The sequence below is a fragment of the Lentibacillus kapialis genome (assembly GCF_014646635.1).
In the GTDB taxonomy this organism is placed as follows: Bacteria; Bacillota; Bacilli; order Bacillales; family Amphibacillaceae; genus Lentibacillus; species Lentibacillus kapialis.
Genome location: NZ_BMNQ01000003.1, coordinates 24,340 through 39,881, shown reverse-complemented (window position 1 = coordinate 39,881; position 15,542 = coordinate 24,340). Strand labels below are relative to the sequence as shown.

The 15,542-nt window shown below is 40.3% G+C and carries 18 protein-coding genes; 4 read left to right on the top strand and 14 right to left on the bottom strand.

All coding sequences use genetic code 11. The annotated features are described in order from the left end of the window. Window positions 1-117 precede the first annotated feature (117 nt). The 3 genes from plsY (at window position 118) to yidD (ending at window position 1,968) form a co-directional block, all read left to right on the top strand. Complete coding sequence (gene plsY / locus IEW67_RS02220) at window positions 118-699, top strand: glycerol-3-phosphate 1-O-acyltransferase PlsY (protein ID WP_188631424.1); 582 nt, start codon at window positions 118-120, stop codon at window positions 697-699. Between the two features lie 94 nt (window positions 700-793). Further along, window positions 794-1,735 (top strand): GTP cyclohydrolase FolE2, encoded by a 942-nt coding sequence (gene folE2 / locus IEW67_RS02215; protein ID WP_188631423.1) that lies wholly within the window; start codon window positions 794-796, stop codon window positions 1,733-1,735. A gap of 8 nt (window positions 1,736-1,743) precedes the next feature. Next, window positions 1,744-1,968, top strand: coding sequence for a membrane protein insertion efficiency factor YidD (gene yidD, locus IEW67_RS02210; RefSeq protein WP_188631422.1), 225 nt, complete (start codon window positions 1,744-1,746; stop codon window positions 1,966-1,968). A 452-nt stretch (window positions 1,969-2,420) separates the two neighbouring features. On the opposite strand, the gene IEW67_RS02205 is transcribed toward yidD, so the two are convergent. The 6 genes from IEW67_RS02205 to IEW67_RS02180 form a co-directional block, all read right to left on the bottom strand. Next, on the bottom strand, window positions 2,421-2,720 hold the full coding sequence (locus IEW67_RS02205; RefSeq protein WP_188631421.1) for a hypothetical protein: 300 nt from the start codon (window positions 2,718-2,720) through the stop codon (window positions 2,421-2,423). After that, on the bottom strand, window positions 2,720-3,145 hold the full coding sequence (locus IEW67_RS02200; RefSeq protein WP_188631420.1) for an acyl-CoA thioesterase: 426 nt from the start codon (window positions 3,143-3,145) through the stop codon (window positions 2,720-2,722). Before IEW67_RS02200 ends, IEW67_RS02205 begins: the two co-directional genes overlap by 1 nt. A 169-nt stretch (window positions 3,146-3,314) precedes the next feature. Then, on the bottom strand, window positions 3,315-3,533 hold the full coding sequence (gene tlp, locus IEW67_RS02195) for a small acid-soluble spore protein Tlp (protein WP_188631419.1): 219 nt from the start codon (window positions 3,531-3,533) through the stop codon (window positions 3,315-3,317). A 146-nt stretch (window positions 3,534-3,679) separates the two neighbouring features. Beyond that, entirely contained in the window at window positions 3,680-3,832 is a 153-nt protein-coding gene (locus tag IEW67_RS02190; RefSeq protein ID WP_188631418.1) for an FbpB family small basic protein, read from the bottom strand. Between the two features lie 391 nt (window positions 3,833-4,223). Continuing rightward, on the bottom strand, window positions 4,224-6,941 hold the full coding sequence (gene acnA, locus IEW67_RS02185) for an aconitate hydratase AcnA (protein WP_188631417.1): 2,718 nt from the start codon (window positions 6,939-6,941) through the stop codon (window positions 4,224-4,226). 402 nt (window positions 6,942-7,343) lie between these two features. Beyond that, a complete protein-coding gene (locus tag IEW67_RS02180) occupies window positions 7,344-8,468 on the bottom strand; it encodes an ATP-binding protein (RefSeq protein WP_229671647.1) in 1,125 nt (374 codons plus the stop codon). A 269-nt stretch (window positions 8,469-8,737) separates the two neighbouring features. Between IEW67_RS02180 and IEW67_RS02175 the strand changes: the two genes are divergently transcribed. Beyond that, a complete protein-coding gene (locus tag IEW67_RS02175; RefSeq protein ID WP_188631416.1) occupies window positions 8,738-9,244 on the top strand; it encodes a DUF2621 family protein in 507 nt (168 codons plus the stop codon). Between the two features lie 94 nt (window positions 9,245-9,338). Here the strand turns inward: IEW67_RS02175 and IEW67_RS02170 are convergent, their stop codons facing one another. The 8 genes from IEW67_RS02170 to IEW67_RS02135 all read right to left on the bottom strand — a co-directional run bounded on the left by IEW67_RS02170 (window position 9,339) and on the right by IEW67_RS02135 (window position 15,350). Next, window positions 9,339-9,803, bottom strand: coding sequence for a CcdC family protein (locus tag IEW67_RS02170; protein ID WP_188631415.1), 465 nt, complete (start codon window positions 9,801-9,803; stop codon window positions 9,339-9,341). A 64-nt stretch (window positions 9,804-9,867) separates the two neighbouring features. Then, on the bottom strand, window positions 9,868-10,293 hold the full coding sequence (locus IEW67_RS02165) for a Na(+)/H(+) antiporter subunit B (RefSeq protein WP_188631414.1): 426 nt from the start codon (window positions 10,291-10,293) through the stop codon (window positions 9,868-9,870). 98 nt (window positions 10,294-10,391) lie between these two features. Continuing rightward, window positions 10,392-11,099: a cytochrome c biogenesis CcdA family protein gene (locus IEW67_RS02160; protein ID WP_188631413.1), complete on the bottom strand. Its 708-nt coding sequence runs from the start codon at window positions 11,097-11,099 to the stop codon at window positions 10,392-10,394. 251 nt (window positions 11,100-11,350) lie between these two features. Then, a complete protein-coding gene (locus IEW67_RS02155) occupies window positions 11,351-11,575 on the bottom strand; it encodes a YneF family protein (protein ID WP_188631412.1) in 225 nt (74 codons plus the stop codon). A gap of 44 nt (window positions 11,576-11,619) precedes the next feature. Continuing rightward, entirely contained in the window at window positions 11,620-12,081 is a 462-nt protein-coding gene (gene sirA, locus IEW67_RS02150) for a sporulation inhibitor of replication protein SirA (protein WP_188631411.1), read from the bottom strand. Window positions 12,082-12,302: 221 nt separating this feature from the next. Continuing rightward, entirely contained in the window at window positions 12,303-14,306 is a 2,004-nt protein-coding gene (gene tkt / locus IEW67_RS02145) for a transketolase (protein ID WP_188631410.1), read from the bottom strand. Window positions 14,307-14,393: 87 nt separating this feature from the next. Beyond that, the gene (locus IEW67_RS02140) at window positions 14,394-14,627 is read right to left on the bottom strand and encodes a DUF896 domain-containing protein (protein WP_188631409.1); all 234 of its coding nucleotides are present in this window, start codon (window positions 14,625-14,627) and stop codon (window positions 14,394-14,396) included. Window positions 14,628-14,711: 84 nt separating this feature from the next. After that, window positions 14,712-15,350 carry a YneB family resolvase-like protein gene (locus tag IEW67_RS02135; protein WP_188631408.1) on the bottom strand — a complete coding sequence of 213 codons (639 nt, stop codon included), beginning with the start codon at window positions 15,348-15,350 and terminating at the stop codon, window positions 14,712-14,714. Window positions 15,351-15,542 lie beyond the last annotated feature (192 nt).

Below are 15,542 nucleotides of genomic sequence, written 5' to 3'. Positions count from 1 at the left end.
ACCCTTAACAATCATTATAAAAACTATTGTCATCACAATCAATAAAGGTTCTTTAAACCGTCACTTCATGGTAAAATGGGACAAAGTCAAAAAAAGTAGCGGAAAGTGGGAAATGTTATGGAGTTTTTAGTATTTGCAATTATCGCATATTTATTGGGGTCGGTTCCGTCTGGCGTAATTGTTGGAAAGATTGGGTATAACATTGATATTCGTGAACATGGAAGCGGCAATCTCGGCGCTACAAATACATTCCGGATTTTAGGTATCAAAGCCGGTACTATTGTTATATTGGCTGATATCCTTAAAGGTACGCTGGCAACGGTTCTCCCTCTATTGTTTGATGTGGACGTTCCCCGGCTTATAATCGGCTTATTTGCTGTTCTTGGTCATACATACCCGCTATTTGCAAAATTCAATGGAGGCAAAGCTGTCGCCACATCAGGCGGAATCATTTTAGGCATTAATCCGTGGCTTTTTGTCGTCATGATTATATCATTTATGGTCACCTTGTTTTTTTCCAAGTATGTTTCCCTTTCATCCATGGTTACAGGCATTGTTGCGATAATCACCTCCGTTATCTTCCGGGAGTGGGGCCTGGTCATCGTTACATCAGCATTAACTATTTTTGTATTGTACCGTCATCGTGAAAACATCAAACGCATTAAAAATAAAACCGAACCTAAGATTAAATGGATGTAGCATGGTCAACGAATTCAATAAATTGAATCTTTATTTGGACTTTTAGTATACTATGATAGTAACAGCTACAAATTGGAAGGGGTCACAGATCGTTATGGATAAAGCTAAGACAATTACAAAAAAACAGTTACCGGATAAAGCCAATCGTCATAAATTATTTGGTTCTGTCGAGCCTGGTCCCAAAACAAAACCAAGCGAAAAAAGCCAGATGGCTGATTTACAAAATACACAAGAAGACTTTTTATTTGACCTCGATGCGGTGGGAATTTCAAATGTGAAACATCCGATTACCGTTACAAGCAACATGGAGCCCAAATCACAAACAACCATCGCAACATTTGAGTTCACATCCAGTGTTGAAAAATCGAGTAAAGGGACCAATATGAGCCGTTTTACCGAACAGCTCCAAGAATTCCACCGGAAAGGGTTCGTTATTAACTTACAAGCACTTAAATCATTTACAAAAGATCTTGCGGAACGTCTGAATCAAAAGGACGCCGAAATCAAAGTGAGTTTCCCATGGTTTTACGAAAGGCGCGGACCTCAGTCAGGTCTTTCCGGGATGAATCATGCAGATGTCTCAATCACAGTCAACTATGACATAGTAGCGGGATTCACCGTTACCACCTCATTATCATCACTGATTACGACGCTTTGTCCTTGCTCAAAGGAAATCAGTGAATATAGCGCTCATAATCAGCGTGGTGAAGTCACGATGACCGTATCATTGGCTGAGGATTTTGATGATGAAGCAACAGACTGGAAAGAATGGCTGCTTGAAGCAGCTGAAAGTAATGCCAGTGCCAGACTGCACCCGGTCTTAAAACGGCCCGATGAAAAAATGGTAACAGAGGAAGCGTATGAAAATCCGCGTTTTGTAGAAGATCTGACACGTCTGGTTGCGGCGGATTTATATGAAATGCCGTTTATCACCAAGTTCCATGTGCATTGCCGAAACGAAGAATCTATTCATATGCATGATGCTGTTGCTTCAATAACGTATGATAAGATAACGGATGATAAGCTGGAAGGATAGTTACCACTATGAAATATATCTTTATTGCGCTGATAAAGTTTTATCGGAAAACGATCAGTCCACTTAAACCTCCAACCTGTCGATTTTTTCCGACTTGTTCGGAGTATGGACTGGTGGCATTTCGACGCTTCGGTTTCTTTAAAGGAGGTTATTTGACCATCAAGCGGATCGGCAAATGCCATCCCTTTCATTCGGGCGGCGTTGATTTGGTTCCAGAAAAACGGGTGAAATAATGTAAAACATCAATTGGAAAACAATCGATTAAAGTCAGTCTGATATAATTCAGTTGAATAAACAAAAAGAGGCGTCAGTGCCTCTTTTTAACTATAGAAAAACTCCACAACTGAATGTCAAGTTTTTCTAAAAAATCAGTATTAGAGGTTGTTCAAAAAGTCCGGTAAAAATGACACTTTGAATTTCTTCGTTGGCTTGTTTCTCCGCTCCTTGGAAAAGAAAAACACTTTTCCTGCGTGCGAAGCGGATTCATGGAAGCATTACTTGTGCTCATGTATCTAAAGGCATACATTCCGCTGCTCGAAACTGCGCCGCCTCGAACTTCTTGGTCCTTTTTATCCTCCTTTTTGAACACGCACTATTAAATTTGGACTCTGCGATGCTTTATCAGAAAGTACCACGTTCGGATCTTGCGCCTTTGTGCTATCAATTTTATAGTGCACGCGTTAACTTATAAACTGAACCTGGTTATTTGATCCCACTGCGCTTCCTTTCTTAATATTGCTGCCTGTTTTTCCCCGAACAGATCAAAATGCGGATGCACTCTGTCCAAATGGATCCAAGCCGAATTCAAATTGTATTGTTTTCCCCAGCCAGCCAGTTTTTCCAAATCATTGCACCCTACTTTTGTTACGGTATCACATCCAGGGAAGCGATCATCAATCCAATAGTGAGTTAAAAAACTGATACGGCCGCATTCAACTTCTGATTTCCACTCAATTAATTCTTTCCGATCAATTCCAAAAGCCATTATGATTCTCCATCCACTTGTTCCATGTAGGTCTGATGCCACTCAGGAAAGGTTTTCCGCAATGATAACGGTCTGAATGACTCCTTATGAACAATCACATGCTCTGTTGTGCCGCTTACAGCTAAAGTTCCGTTTTCCTTCAGGATTTGATAAGCATAAACCGTACGGAGGCCATCATATTGATCAAGCCACGTTTCAACAGTTGCTTTTTCACCGTAGCGGACAGGATTTTTAAACGTTATTTGAGCATCAATAACAGGTGAGACAATATTATTTTTTTCCATATCTGTATACATAAGACCGAGACTTTCGATGTATTTCGTTCGACCAATTTCGAACCAGATAAGGTAATTAGCATGGTAAACAACCCCCATCTGATCTGTCTCTTGGTATCTCACTTCAATTGGTGTATATGTTTTGTGCAATTTTTTTCCTCCTGTATAACGCTATGTCCATATATTATTTTACCATACTTTCGTGCATTAAGTACGTATTGAAAAAGCACAACACCAATCAGTTTGTGTTCTATTTAGAATTATGTTTTTGAACTGGAAAACCTCAAACCACACAACATGTGGTTTGAGGTTTTGGTTACTATTTATTCGCTTCGTCTTTAATTTCTTGGCGCATACCTTCAATAGCTTCTTCACGGCGCTTATTTTTATCCTTGAGTTTTTCTTTTTCTTCACCGGTAGAATGTTGCATGGTGTCATGTGCGTCCTCTATATTTTGAATGGTGTCTTGGACCATATTTTGCAGCTTATCAACATTGTCACTACGGTCATCCGGTTTAGGTTTGTATTTGTCAGTCATATTTGGAGCTCCTTTGCAAAATTAATAACACCTCAAAAGATGTCTATAACTAAATTTTTTGCAAAAATCGCGATAATATACAATGGTTATATAAGGTTTGTTTACTTTTAAGACCAAAAAACCTGTCTGAACGATAAACAGACAGGTTATCTTACGCGATTTTGGTGTAATGAATGCTGCATTTTCTTTTCCATTTTTTGCTCGAATCTTTCCAAAAACGACTCATCCTGCAAAATTTGCCTTCGATTTTCCTGGACAAGCTCATCAAATGAAAGTCTCTTTTTCAAAGAAATGACCATCAACTCCTCTTTTACGAACAGTATTACCATTTCTTTGAAAATTTATCACATATTTTACAATTATAAATGAATGCGGAATCAACGCTTTGCTCATTTTCATTAGAAAAACTCGGCATTCGCCTCGTCTTATAGCGAATGCCGAAGCTTTTCTTATAAGGTCAACCATTTTATACTTTCTGACGTTATTAGAAAAACTCGGCATTCGCCTCGCCTTATAGCGAATGCTGAAGCTTATAAAGTCACCCATCTTTTATACTTTCTGACGTTAATATAAAGTTTATATTGCATTCATCTGAGTGCAGGCGGTCGCAGAAATTGTATTAATATTTTCTGTAGTTAAAAAAGAAAAGCCAATACATCCGCTAATGCGGTGCATTGGCTTTCTTTTCTTTTAATGTGTCACACTGCTTTTAGAATCCAATTTATTCCGCAGTACCATTTGCAGAATACCACCGTGGCGATAGTAGTCAACCTCAACATCGCTGTCGAAGCGGGCAATGACATTAAATTCAGTTGACTTGCCATCCTCGTCTACAGCTGTCACCTTAACGCGATCATGCGGTTTAACATTTTCATCAATCTCCACATCGAATGATTCCTTGCCAGTCAGTCCAAGCTTATCGGCGCTGTCGCCTCTTTCAAATTGCAATGGAAGAACGCCCATCATGACCAGATTCGAGCGGTGAATGCGTTCGAAACTTTCTGCAATAACTGTCTTAATACCTAAGAGGTTCGTCCCTTTAGCAGCCCAGTCACGGGAAGATCCCATTCCGTAATCTTTACCACCGACAACAAGCAACCCGGTGCCATTTTCTTGATACTTCATAGCAGCATCATAAAATGGCATAACCTCGCCTGTCGGCCAGTATGTGGTATAACCGCCTTCTTTACCTTGCGCCAAAAGATTGCGGATACGGATATTGGCAAATGTACCGCGCATCATTACTTCATGGTTGCCGCGACGCGAACCGTATGAGTTAAAGTTTCTCGGCGATACACCTTTATCCTGCAGATACTGTCCTGCCGGCATATCTTTTGCGATTGCTCCTGCCGGCGAAATGTGGTCGGTTGTTACCGAATCGCCAAATTTACCGATCATTCGGAGCTTATTCAGAGGTTTCACGGAACCTGCCTGTTTTGATAAGCCTTCGAAAAATGGCGGATTTTGGATATATGTTGATTCGTTATCCCATCCGAATAGAGGTTCATCTGTTGTTTGGATTTCATTCCACTTTTCATTGGAATCAAACACGCGCTCATACTCTTTACGGAAAATTTCCGGTTTTACAACAGACTGAACAGTATTCTTAATGTCGTCCATTGATGGCCAAATATCTTCTAAATAGATTGGTTGACCGTCTGCATCTGTACCAAGTTGATCCTTGGTCAAGTCAACATCGACCGTCCCTGCCAAAGCATATGCAACAACCAATGGAGGTGAAGCAAGATAATTAGCTTTGACCAGTGGATGGATGCGCCCTTCAAAATTCCGATTACCCGACAATACAGAAGAAACCGTTAGGTCACTTTCTTCGATGGCTTTTTCAATTTCCGGACGCAGCGGACCGGAGTTTCCGATACATGTTGTACATCCATAGCCAACAAGGTTAAACCCAAGAGTATTCAGGTATTCCTGCAATCCTGAATCATCCAGGTAACGTGTAACGACTTTAGATCCCGGGGCCAACGATGTTTTAACATATTCAGGCACCTTCAAGCCTTTTTCAACAGCATTTTTTGCCAGCAATCCCGCGCCAAGCATGACATATGGATTCGATGTGTTTGTACAGGAAGTAATTGCGGCAATGGCGAGAGCACCCGTTTTCATAACTGAGGTTTCATCATTTGGATGCTGTACTATCGCTGTTTTGTCAAATTCCGATTTATCCATGCCAAAGCCCTGATTGCCAGATGGTGCCGTAATGGCCTTGTTGAATTCACTTTTCATTTCAGAAAGTGCAATTAAATCTTGTGGACGTTTTGGTCCGGAAAGATTTGGTTCAAGTTCTGACAAATTGATCTCCACAACTTCGGTATATTCAGGATCTTCCTGATCAGCTGAATACCAGAGATTATTTTCCTTACAATATGTTTCAACGAGTTCAATCTGTTCTTCACTGCGCCCGGTTAAACGAAGATAGCTTAACGCCTCATCATCAACCGGGAAAAAACCGCATGTTGCTCCATATTCCGGAGCCATATTGGAGATAGTTGCACGATCGGCGAGCGGCATATCCTTTAATCCAGGACCAAAATACTCGACAAATTTTCCAACAACGTTTTTCTCACGAAGAACCTGAGTCACCTTTAATGCCAAGTCAGTTGCTGTTGTTCCTTGCGGGAAGCTTTCGGTAAATTTGACGCCGATCACTTCCGGTGCAGGAAAATATGATGGCTGGCCAAGCATACCTGCTTCAGCTTCGATACCGCCAACACCCCAACCAAGGACGCCCAGACCATTGATCATTGTCGTATGGGAATCGGTACCGACCAGTGTATCCGGAAATGCATCATAAGTGCCATCCTCATTTTCAAGGCCATGAACAACATTTGCGATATATTCCAGGTTTACCTGATGAACAATGCCCGTTGCAGGCGGTACTGCACGATAATTATCAAATGCTTTCTGCGCCCAATGCAAAAACTCATAGCGCTCCATGTTGCGTTCAAATTCAAGTTCCATATTTGCTTTCAAGGCGTTAGGCGTGCCATATTGGTCAACTTGTACCGAATGGTCAATCACGAGATCCACTGGTACTTCCGGATTAATTTTGTTCGGTTCGCCACCCATGTCAACCATTGCTTTTCTCAGCGATGCAAGATCAACAACAGCCGGAACACCGGTGAAATCCTGTAAAATAACACGTGACGGTTTAAAAGGCACATCGATCCCTTTTCCTTCATCTGTTCCCCAGTTGGACAACCCTTTAATATGTTCGTCTTTGATGACGTGTCCATCCTGTTGGCGGACAAGCGATTCCAAAAGGACCCGGATCGAAAATGGCAGCCGGGATATGTTTCCTGAATTGGCATCTTCAAGCGCTTTTAACTGATAATAGTTGTATGTCCTGCCATTCAGATCAAATTGCTTTTTTGCATCAATACCCATAAAACAGTACTCCCCTCTCATCTTTCTGTGAAACGGCATACTAAATATTACTTACACCTTGGTTTTGGCTTGCTCACACTCAAAGTCTAAGCTTTTGAACTTACCCAGGTAATCTAATTTTACAATGTCTTACCTGCAAAACCTATCTGTATATATCTTATACGAAATGATAGTACAACACAATCGTTTCATAACGTCAGCCATATATTAATAAGTTATTGAATATGATAAGAAAAAGTTATACAGTTGTAACATTATACAAACGATTATTTATCTCATCTCAACACGCTGTAAGTCACAAAATTCAATATGGCATGAAAGCCGGGAAAAGTAGGTTAAAAACTGCAATTCCTTGAATTTTTCAGCACCAATCAGCAGGAAAATCGATCACTGGACGACAATTCACTCTATATCACCCGCCGGTAAAATCAACCTAAACGTGGTTCCGCTTGCTTCATTTTGCAGAATTTCAAGCTTTCCTTCATGCCGTTCAAGAATTTGTCGTGTAATCATCAAGCCGAGACCGGTTCCATTTTCCTTTGTTGTAAAAAAAGGCTCACCCAGTTTATGTATAATTTCCTCGGGTATTCCCGGCCCTTCGTCTGAAATGTCAATCCGCAATTCCCGCCATTTCAAGTGACTGCTGATCTTGATGCTACCGGGCTCTTTCATCGCTTCAATAGCGTTTTTAAAAATATTGATTAAGACTTGTTTAATTTGAGAACGGTCGCATTTAATATTTTGATTGATCACATTCATTTCAATGTCAATTTTCTTTAATCGTGCTTGAGGCTGCAGAAGAGTGACAACATCATCAACCATTTCCGGTATGGATTCCATTTCCTGAGAATCAGTCATCGGTTTTGATATAAACAGCAGTTCTGAGGTAATATTTTCGATCTTTTCTATTTCATCAACCATAATATGATGATAGGCTTCTTCTCTGTTGACACCGGCTTGCAAAAGCTGCAGAAAACCTTTCAGCGATGTCAGCGGATTACGAATTTCGTGAGCAATTCCTGCTGCCAGTTGTCCGGCCACCGACATTTTTTCGGATCGGATCATCAGCTCTTCAGCTTCTTTTTTATCCGTGATATCTTTAGTAAAGGAAATATAATACTCATTACCATGGTCATCCTGTATCGATGTTACTAAGTTTTCTGTCCAAATATTTTTGCTGTGGATATCCTGAACATTAATATTAAAAACCTGCTTTTCATCTTTAACGGCATCAAGATAATCTTTTACATATGAAATATCATTTGCAAGAACCATTTCATGCCACTTTGTACCCAGAAGTTCGGAAGCCGTATAGCCAAGTAATTGTTCAACTGCCTTCGAAACATAAATAATTCTCCCGTGTCTATCCCATAAAGTAACGAATCCACTCATATTCCATTCTATCCATTTTAGGATCGAGGAGGGCAGTGAAGCCATATTACAGAAGTTCCGGGGGACACGGCGGGGTGTGGAATGTTGTTCATTTTTATTGATTTTTGTGGATTTTTCGTCATAGCTACCGATCATCCTTTTCCCTCCTTACTCTGTTAATGTTCTAATCAGTAATTCATATGACAAATTTAATGAAAATATGCTACTATATTTGTAATATGGTGACTTGCCAAAGACTGTAAGTAGGTTAAATTATAATACAAATTTTGGAATGCGTAAAAGCAGCAAATAATGAGTACCAATTTATATCGTGTCACATGATACTATCATAGACTATCAAATTGAAAAATTAAAGGAAAAAATTACAAAGTTTTTTACTATTAAGAACAAAAACAGGTGGTAATATGTCAATGATTGGCGATATTTTCATCGTCTTTTGGGGATTTTTAATGATAAGCTTCATGGGAATCGGCGGTTTTTTTATGTTTCGCAAATTCCTAAAACAATTACCGAAAGAAGACGGTAAGTCGAACATGGACTGGGAAGCGTATTATGTCGAGCAAACAAGACATATGTGGCCCGAAAAAGAGAAACACTTGCTGGAAGAGCTGGTCGCACCAGTACCCGAATTATTCAGAGATGTTGCCAGGCATAAAATAGTCGGCAAAATAGGAGAGGTTGCTTTAGCAAACAGCAACACGCTGATAACGCAAGAAGTACTTATCGAAGGGTATATTTTAGCAACACCAAAGCGGGATCATAAATTTTTAAAGAAAAAATTAAAGGAAAAAAATATTGATGTGACACCTTATAAGCACCTGTTTGAACTTTCCCGCAGCGACTATGCTGAAAACTGGCGATCACGCTATCGGAAAAAGAGTCATGAGGAAAAAGGGGTGGAGGATAATTGAAAATTAATTATTCTACTTTTCTTTATGCCATATAAAATGGCAGCTGACCATCGACTTTCGGCCAGCTGCCATTTTATATACACACATCATTCAATTAGCCAAGTTCTCTCTCCAGTCGTTTAAACTTATAAAGCATTGCCAGTCTCCAGGAGAGAATCATCCCGAATGCCAGAAGGAAAAACATGCCGCTCGTTTCACCAAGGGAAATGGTTGATCCGATGACCAGTTTAATAATAATCCTCAGCAATAATAATCCAAACAAAATAAAAACAAACGATTTTGATGGGATCAAATATATACTTCTGCCCTTTATTTCAAAATTGGACGTTTTAATCAAAAAAATAGAAAAAATAATACCGACAGAAATTGCCTCGCATATTTGCAGTAAATCAACCCTAAAAACAGGGAATACGAACATTAATGCGCCTGTGCTCATAAATAATGGCGGCAAAATGATTTTTTTGACGCTTGCCGGTTTTTTAGATGCCTTTAATCGGACGAATATCATGATGATAGCCATAAAAGCTGCGACCATGGTACTCGCTATCAGCCAAAACATGTCAAATCACTCTTCTTTACGCCTTTTTTATGGGTTGAACACTTCTAGGAGCCTAACCTGGCTACTATCGATCCTCTGCAATGGTTAAAATGATGGTGACTGTAACACCAAGAACTGTCAAGTAAACACCAAAATCAAATATCATGGCTGTTGCCAGTTCAAGTTCTCCAAATATCGGGAATTCTGCATAACCGTATGTATGTGATAGAAACGGCTGTTGGAACAAAAAGGAACCAATTCCGGTACCTGCCGCAAGAAGCAGTCCGGCGGGAACAAGCATACGATAGTTAATGGGCAAAATTTTTCTAAGTACGCCAGCGCCATATGCCATATACATCAAAATAATGGCTGAGGATGTCACTAAACCGCCAATAAACCCTCCACCGGGTGAATTATGACCGGCAAGCAGCAAATAAATTGAGAAGCCCAGCAAAATAAATGCAATTAGCGATGTTGTTGTCCGAAAAATGAGATCATTTGCTTGATACATATCAGCTGACGCTCCTTTTTTATATCAAATTTCCAGTAAGAAATCCGCTGTTTTCAGTTTATTACAAACCACCCGGAAAATCCAGCTCACGCAAACTATTATAAACCGGAAAATCCAAATAAGCTCGCAAGAAATGCTGTCAAGTCAGTCATCCAATCAAAGTACAAGGCAATCCCCATAAAAATCATAATATAACCGCCAACTTTGACGATTATTGAGCTGTTGCGTTTGATCCACGTCAGTTTCCCAATAAAAAAAGATAATGCTAAGAACGGAATCGAAAATCCCAGTATATAACTGATCATCATGACCATTCCAAGATCGGGATTAGTTGCCGCCAATGAAATAACGATAACAAGAATCGGCCCCATACATGGGGTCCAGCCCAGCGAAAATGCCAAACCTATAATTAAGGATCCAAAAAACCCTGCGGGACGGTTTTTAAAGGTGATTGACCGATCTTTCATTAGAAATTCAAAATTGAAGATACCAACAATTACAAGTCCGAAAAACACAATCAAGATGGCTCCAATTTGTCTAATGATATCCCGGTTTGACTCCAGAAATTCGGATATGAATGAGGAACTGAAACCAAGCATGATAAAAACGAGCGAGAAACCAATAAGAAAGAAAACTGTATGTAACAAACTTTGCCTTGTCAGCATTTTATTCTCATTTTTCAAGTCATTGACACTCATCCCTGTGATATACGAAAGAAAAGCCGGATAAAGCGGCAATACGCAAGGTGAGATAAATGACAGGAAGCCCGCTCCAAATGCTATAAAAACATTGATTTCTCCAGACATATCCATCCTCCTACACTAACTTCCTTATTTTATTCTAACAAAAAAAGACACCTGATACGTGATACGTATTTGACAATAATCCAACAGATGCAACAAACAAATAACATAAAAAGAATACTTTTAAAAATATTGGAATGTGCGGTTTCCACATAAATTGCAATGACACGTCACACCAAAAATACCCCTATTATTTGTCATAATTCAGGGGTACCTTGCAAACATTTAAAAGTTTCTATAGAGAATAATGTCAATTATTTTCCTTGCTGCTGATTATTCATCGCACGCATCATCTGATTGATTTTTTTCTGTGATGGTTTCTGCCCCATTTGCATCATCAACGTACGAAGCATTTGTTCATTAATTGGCGGGTTTTTCTTTAAATAGTTCATCATATACTTTCGGGCGATAAAAAATCCAAGTGCAACCCCCGCAATTAATGCCAAAATTGCTATTAGCACTACCCAAATCACGTCCATTAAAGCTTTCCTCCTTCATGTTGTCTCTCATATAGTATAGTAAATCAAAGATAAGAATACAATACTTGTCCAGCTTTATCATTTCCCTTTAACTGAAGGACCGGTGAAATCCAGCCAAAATCATATTCGGCTTGACCTACAACAAAAAAATATGGCTGGTATGTTCGTAAAGCGGGAAAAAGCAAGCCTTCTGCATCATGAATTATGTCACCCAGAAATTTTATACGTTTTTGTTCGATATGTAAAGAAATATTGCATGTTCCCTTCTCAATGACCAAAAACTGTTCATTATTTTCGATCCTGGCGTTAGAAGGCTGGTTGTTCAATATGTGTGAAATCAGTGCGTCCTCAGGCATATCGATGGTGATATACTGGAACTGCCTTTTTAAATCCTCTCTGTTTTGCAGACGATGATAACTCTTGATAAACCGGCATAATATGTCACTGCGATAATAAAAAAAACGTGCAAATTCTTCCTTTATCCAATAAATAGAGTAATGATTCAACAGAAATCCTCCTCCTTTGTATCATCTATTATACCGTCTCATATTTAGAAGTTTGTCATACTACGTAACAAAGGAACACTAATTTTGTCGACTTTCCATTATACCCTGTATTACCTGTTAAAAATACGCGGCAACCGCTCGTCTTATAGCGAGTATCGAAGCTTTCCGTTACAAAAAGTGACTCCCCCCAACCGGAAGAGTCACCCCTTTAGTCAAAATATTTATTTTAGCAACTGTTCAACACGATTCACGACATTTTCTACATTAAAGCCGTATTCATCAACCACTTTATCCCCTTTAGCAGAGGCACCGAATCGATCAATGCTCAGAACATCACCCTGATCACCTGTATATCGTTCCCATCCAAACGGGGATCCCATTTCAATGGCTAGTCTTTTCGTAACATTAGGCGGAAGCACCTTGTTCTTGTAAGCATCATCCTGCTCTTTGAATCTATCCCAGGATGGCATGCTGACAACGTTAACGTCGATGCCTTTTTCATGCAGGGCTTCTTTCGCTTTTACCGCAAGCTGAACTTCTGAACCTGTTGCCAGTAATAGTGCATCCGGTGTTTCTTTATCTGTTTCACTAATAACATATGCACCTTTTTGCACACCCTCATATGCATGTTCTTTTGTGCCTTCCAATACAGGCAGACCTTGTCTTGTCAGGACCAGTGCAGTCGGCTTATTTGTTGACTCCAATGCCAGTCTCCAGGCTTCACGCACTTCATTGCCATCGGCAGGCCGGATGAGTGAAAGGCCCGGCATAGCTCTCAAGGATGCCAATTGTTCAATAGGTTCGTGTGTGGGCCCGTCTTCACCAACTGCTATCGAATCGTGGGTAAACACATATGTGACCGGATTATTCATAATGGCGGACAATCTTAATGCCGGACGTAAATAGTCGCTGAATACAAAGAATGTTCCGGCATAAGGTTTAATGCCGCCATGCAACGCCATTCCATTGACAGCGGCTGCCATCGCAAATTCACGCACACCGAACCAGATATTTTTTCCGGCATAGTTGTTCCGTGAAAAATCGTCCTGGTTTTTAATCGTTGTTTTATTTGAACCTGCCAAGTCAGCACTGCCTCCAAATAGATATGGCACAGCTTTTGAGACTTCATTCAGGACATCACCGGATGAGGCGCGAGTAGCTTTCGCATCATCCTCGGCATCATAAACGGGTAGATTTGCCTCCCAGTTTTCCGGCAATTCACCTTTTATGGCATGCTCCAATTCATTGCCTGCTTCCGGATATTTTTCTTGATAAGTTTTAAATAAATCGTTCCAGTTTTGCTCGGCTTTTGCGCCATCATCAGCTATTTTTTTCTTGAAATCGTCATACACATCATCAGGTACATGAAAGTCATCATGACGCCAGCCGTAGTACTCTTTGGTCAGCTTCACTTCGTCTTCGCCCAACGGAGCACCATGTGAAGCTGCAGACGCCGATTTGTTCGGTGCGCCATAACCGATAACCGTTTTCACTTCAATCAGTGTTGGCTGATCGGTATTGGCTTTAGCTTCCTTAATGGCGTTGCGGATTTCATTCAAATCGTTACCGTCTTCCACGCGGATAACCTGCCAGCCGTATGCTTTGAAGCGTTCCTCAGTATTATCCGAAAACGCGCGATTCAGCTCGCCATCAAGTGAAATGTCATTTGAATCATACAAGGCAATCAGCTTGCCTAATTTTAAATGACCCGCAAGTGAAGCGGACTCATGAGAGATGCCTTCCATAAGGTCACCATCGCTCACAAGTGCATACGTATAATGGTCAATAATCGATATATCGTCTTTATTATAGGTTGCTGCAAGATGGGCCTCAGCCATCGCCATACCGACTGACATGGCAATACCTTGTCCAAGCGGTCCTGTCGTTGCTTCAACCCCGTCGGTATGATGAACTTCCGGATGTCCCGGTGTTCTGGAATCCCACTGACGGAATGACTTCAGATCGTCAATCGTCACATCATAACCTGATAAGTGCAACAGTCCATATAAAAGCATTGATCCATGGCCTGCTGATAAAACAAAGCGGTCCCGGTTAAACCATTTGGAATGACCAGGATTATGGGTCATAAAATCCGTCCATAACGTATACGCCATTGGTGCAGCGCCCATTGGGAGACCGGGATGACCAGAACTTGCGTTTTCTACCGCGTCAATTGCCAACGTTCTGATTGTGTTAATGGATAGTTGTTCGATCGTTTCTGACAAAGCAATACCCCTTTCCCTTCTTAACATTGTTTCGTATCCTTCTTAATTCTATAATGTAACGCTTGCCTTAACAAGTCTAAACAGTAGTTAATGGTTTTTGTCCTTGTTTTGTAAATCACGCACTTTTTTCGGTGTGACATCCTTACCTTCCGGATCCTTTACAGTCATTGATTTAAACTGATTTTTGAAAGACTTCCGGACATTCTGCAAATATTCTTCACGCAGTTCTTTTTGCTCAGTCTGTTCTTTTACAGTTAAGCCTTCCTCTTTTGACTTTTTAGCCAATTGATTTATCCGATTAAGCTTTTCTTTTGAAATCATAGATGAACCTCCTGAAAAATCAATAAAGGCAGGAACAGTCAGACTGTTCCTGCCTTCTAATACTACACGTCAATTTATACATATTCAAGTGTCGAGATGTTCCTGATACCTGCGATGTACCGTCGCTTTTGAAACAGAATGCCCGAACCCATTCAGCATATCAGCAATTTCCCGAAATGTGAGACCATGTTGTCTCAAGCGTATAACTTCTTCAATCGGAAACTCTTTTCGTTCTTTCCCCGGAGCCTTGTTGCGGTTTGTCAGGTTTTTGCTCGGATCAAATCCATTTTCAACAGCTTTCTTCATGCCCCGTTTGATTTTTGCATTATGGATCTTCCGTTGATATTCCTCGACAATGCTGACAATCTGCAACACCATTGAATCTGCTTCAGACAGTTCCAGTTCACCTTCATATAAAGACGTGTAAATTCTGACATCCAATTTTTGTAACTGATGATACAAAGCAATCTTCGTGTTGCCGCGCCCCAGCCTCGTTTCATCCTGTATGAGTAAACAGTCCGCCCGTTTGTCAGAAAAGTAATCCAGCATTTTAAAAATACCGTCCCGATTTATTTCATAACCGCTTGCCTGTTCTTCAATATAGTCCACAACCGTAAAACCATAGACCCCGGCAAGCTTCATCAGTTCTTCTTTTTGCCTTCGCAATGATGTTTCCTGAATTTTTTTATCTGTACTCACCCGGCAATAAATAATGACTTTCAATGCCATATCCCCTTACATGTTATCCACTTGTAACCATCGAAAAATATAAAAATATCAATGCAGATGCAAAAGCTATTAAATAGAATATATCAGTTTTTGTTATTCTTTCAAACATACAGATCATCCTTTCCCATATTCGAAGAAGAACTATTGTTCGTATCTGTCCACTATTATACACGAACTGGTGATCCT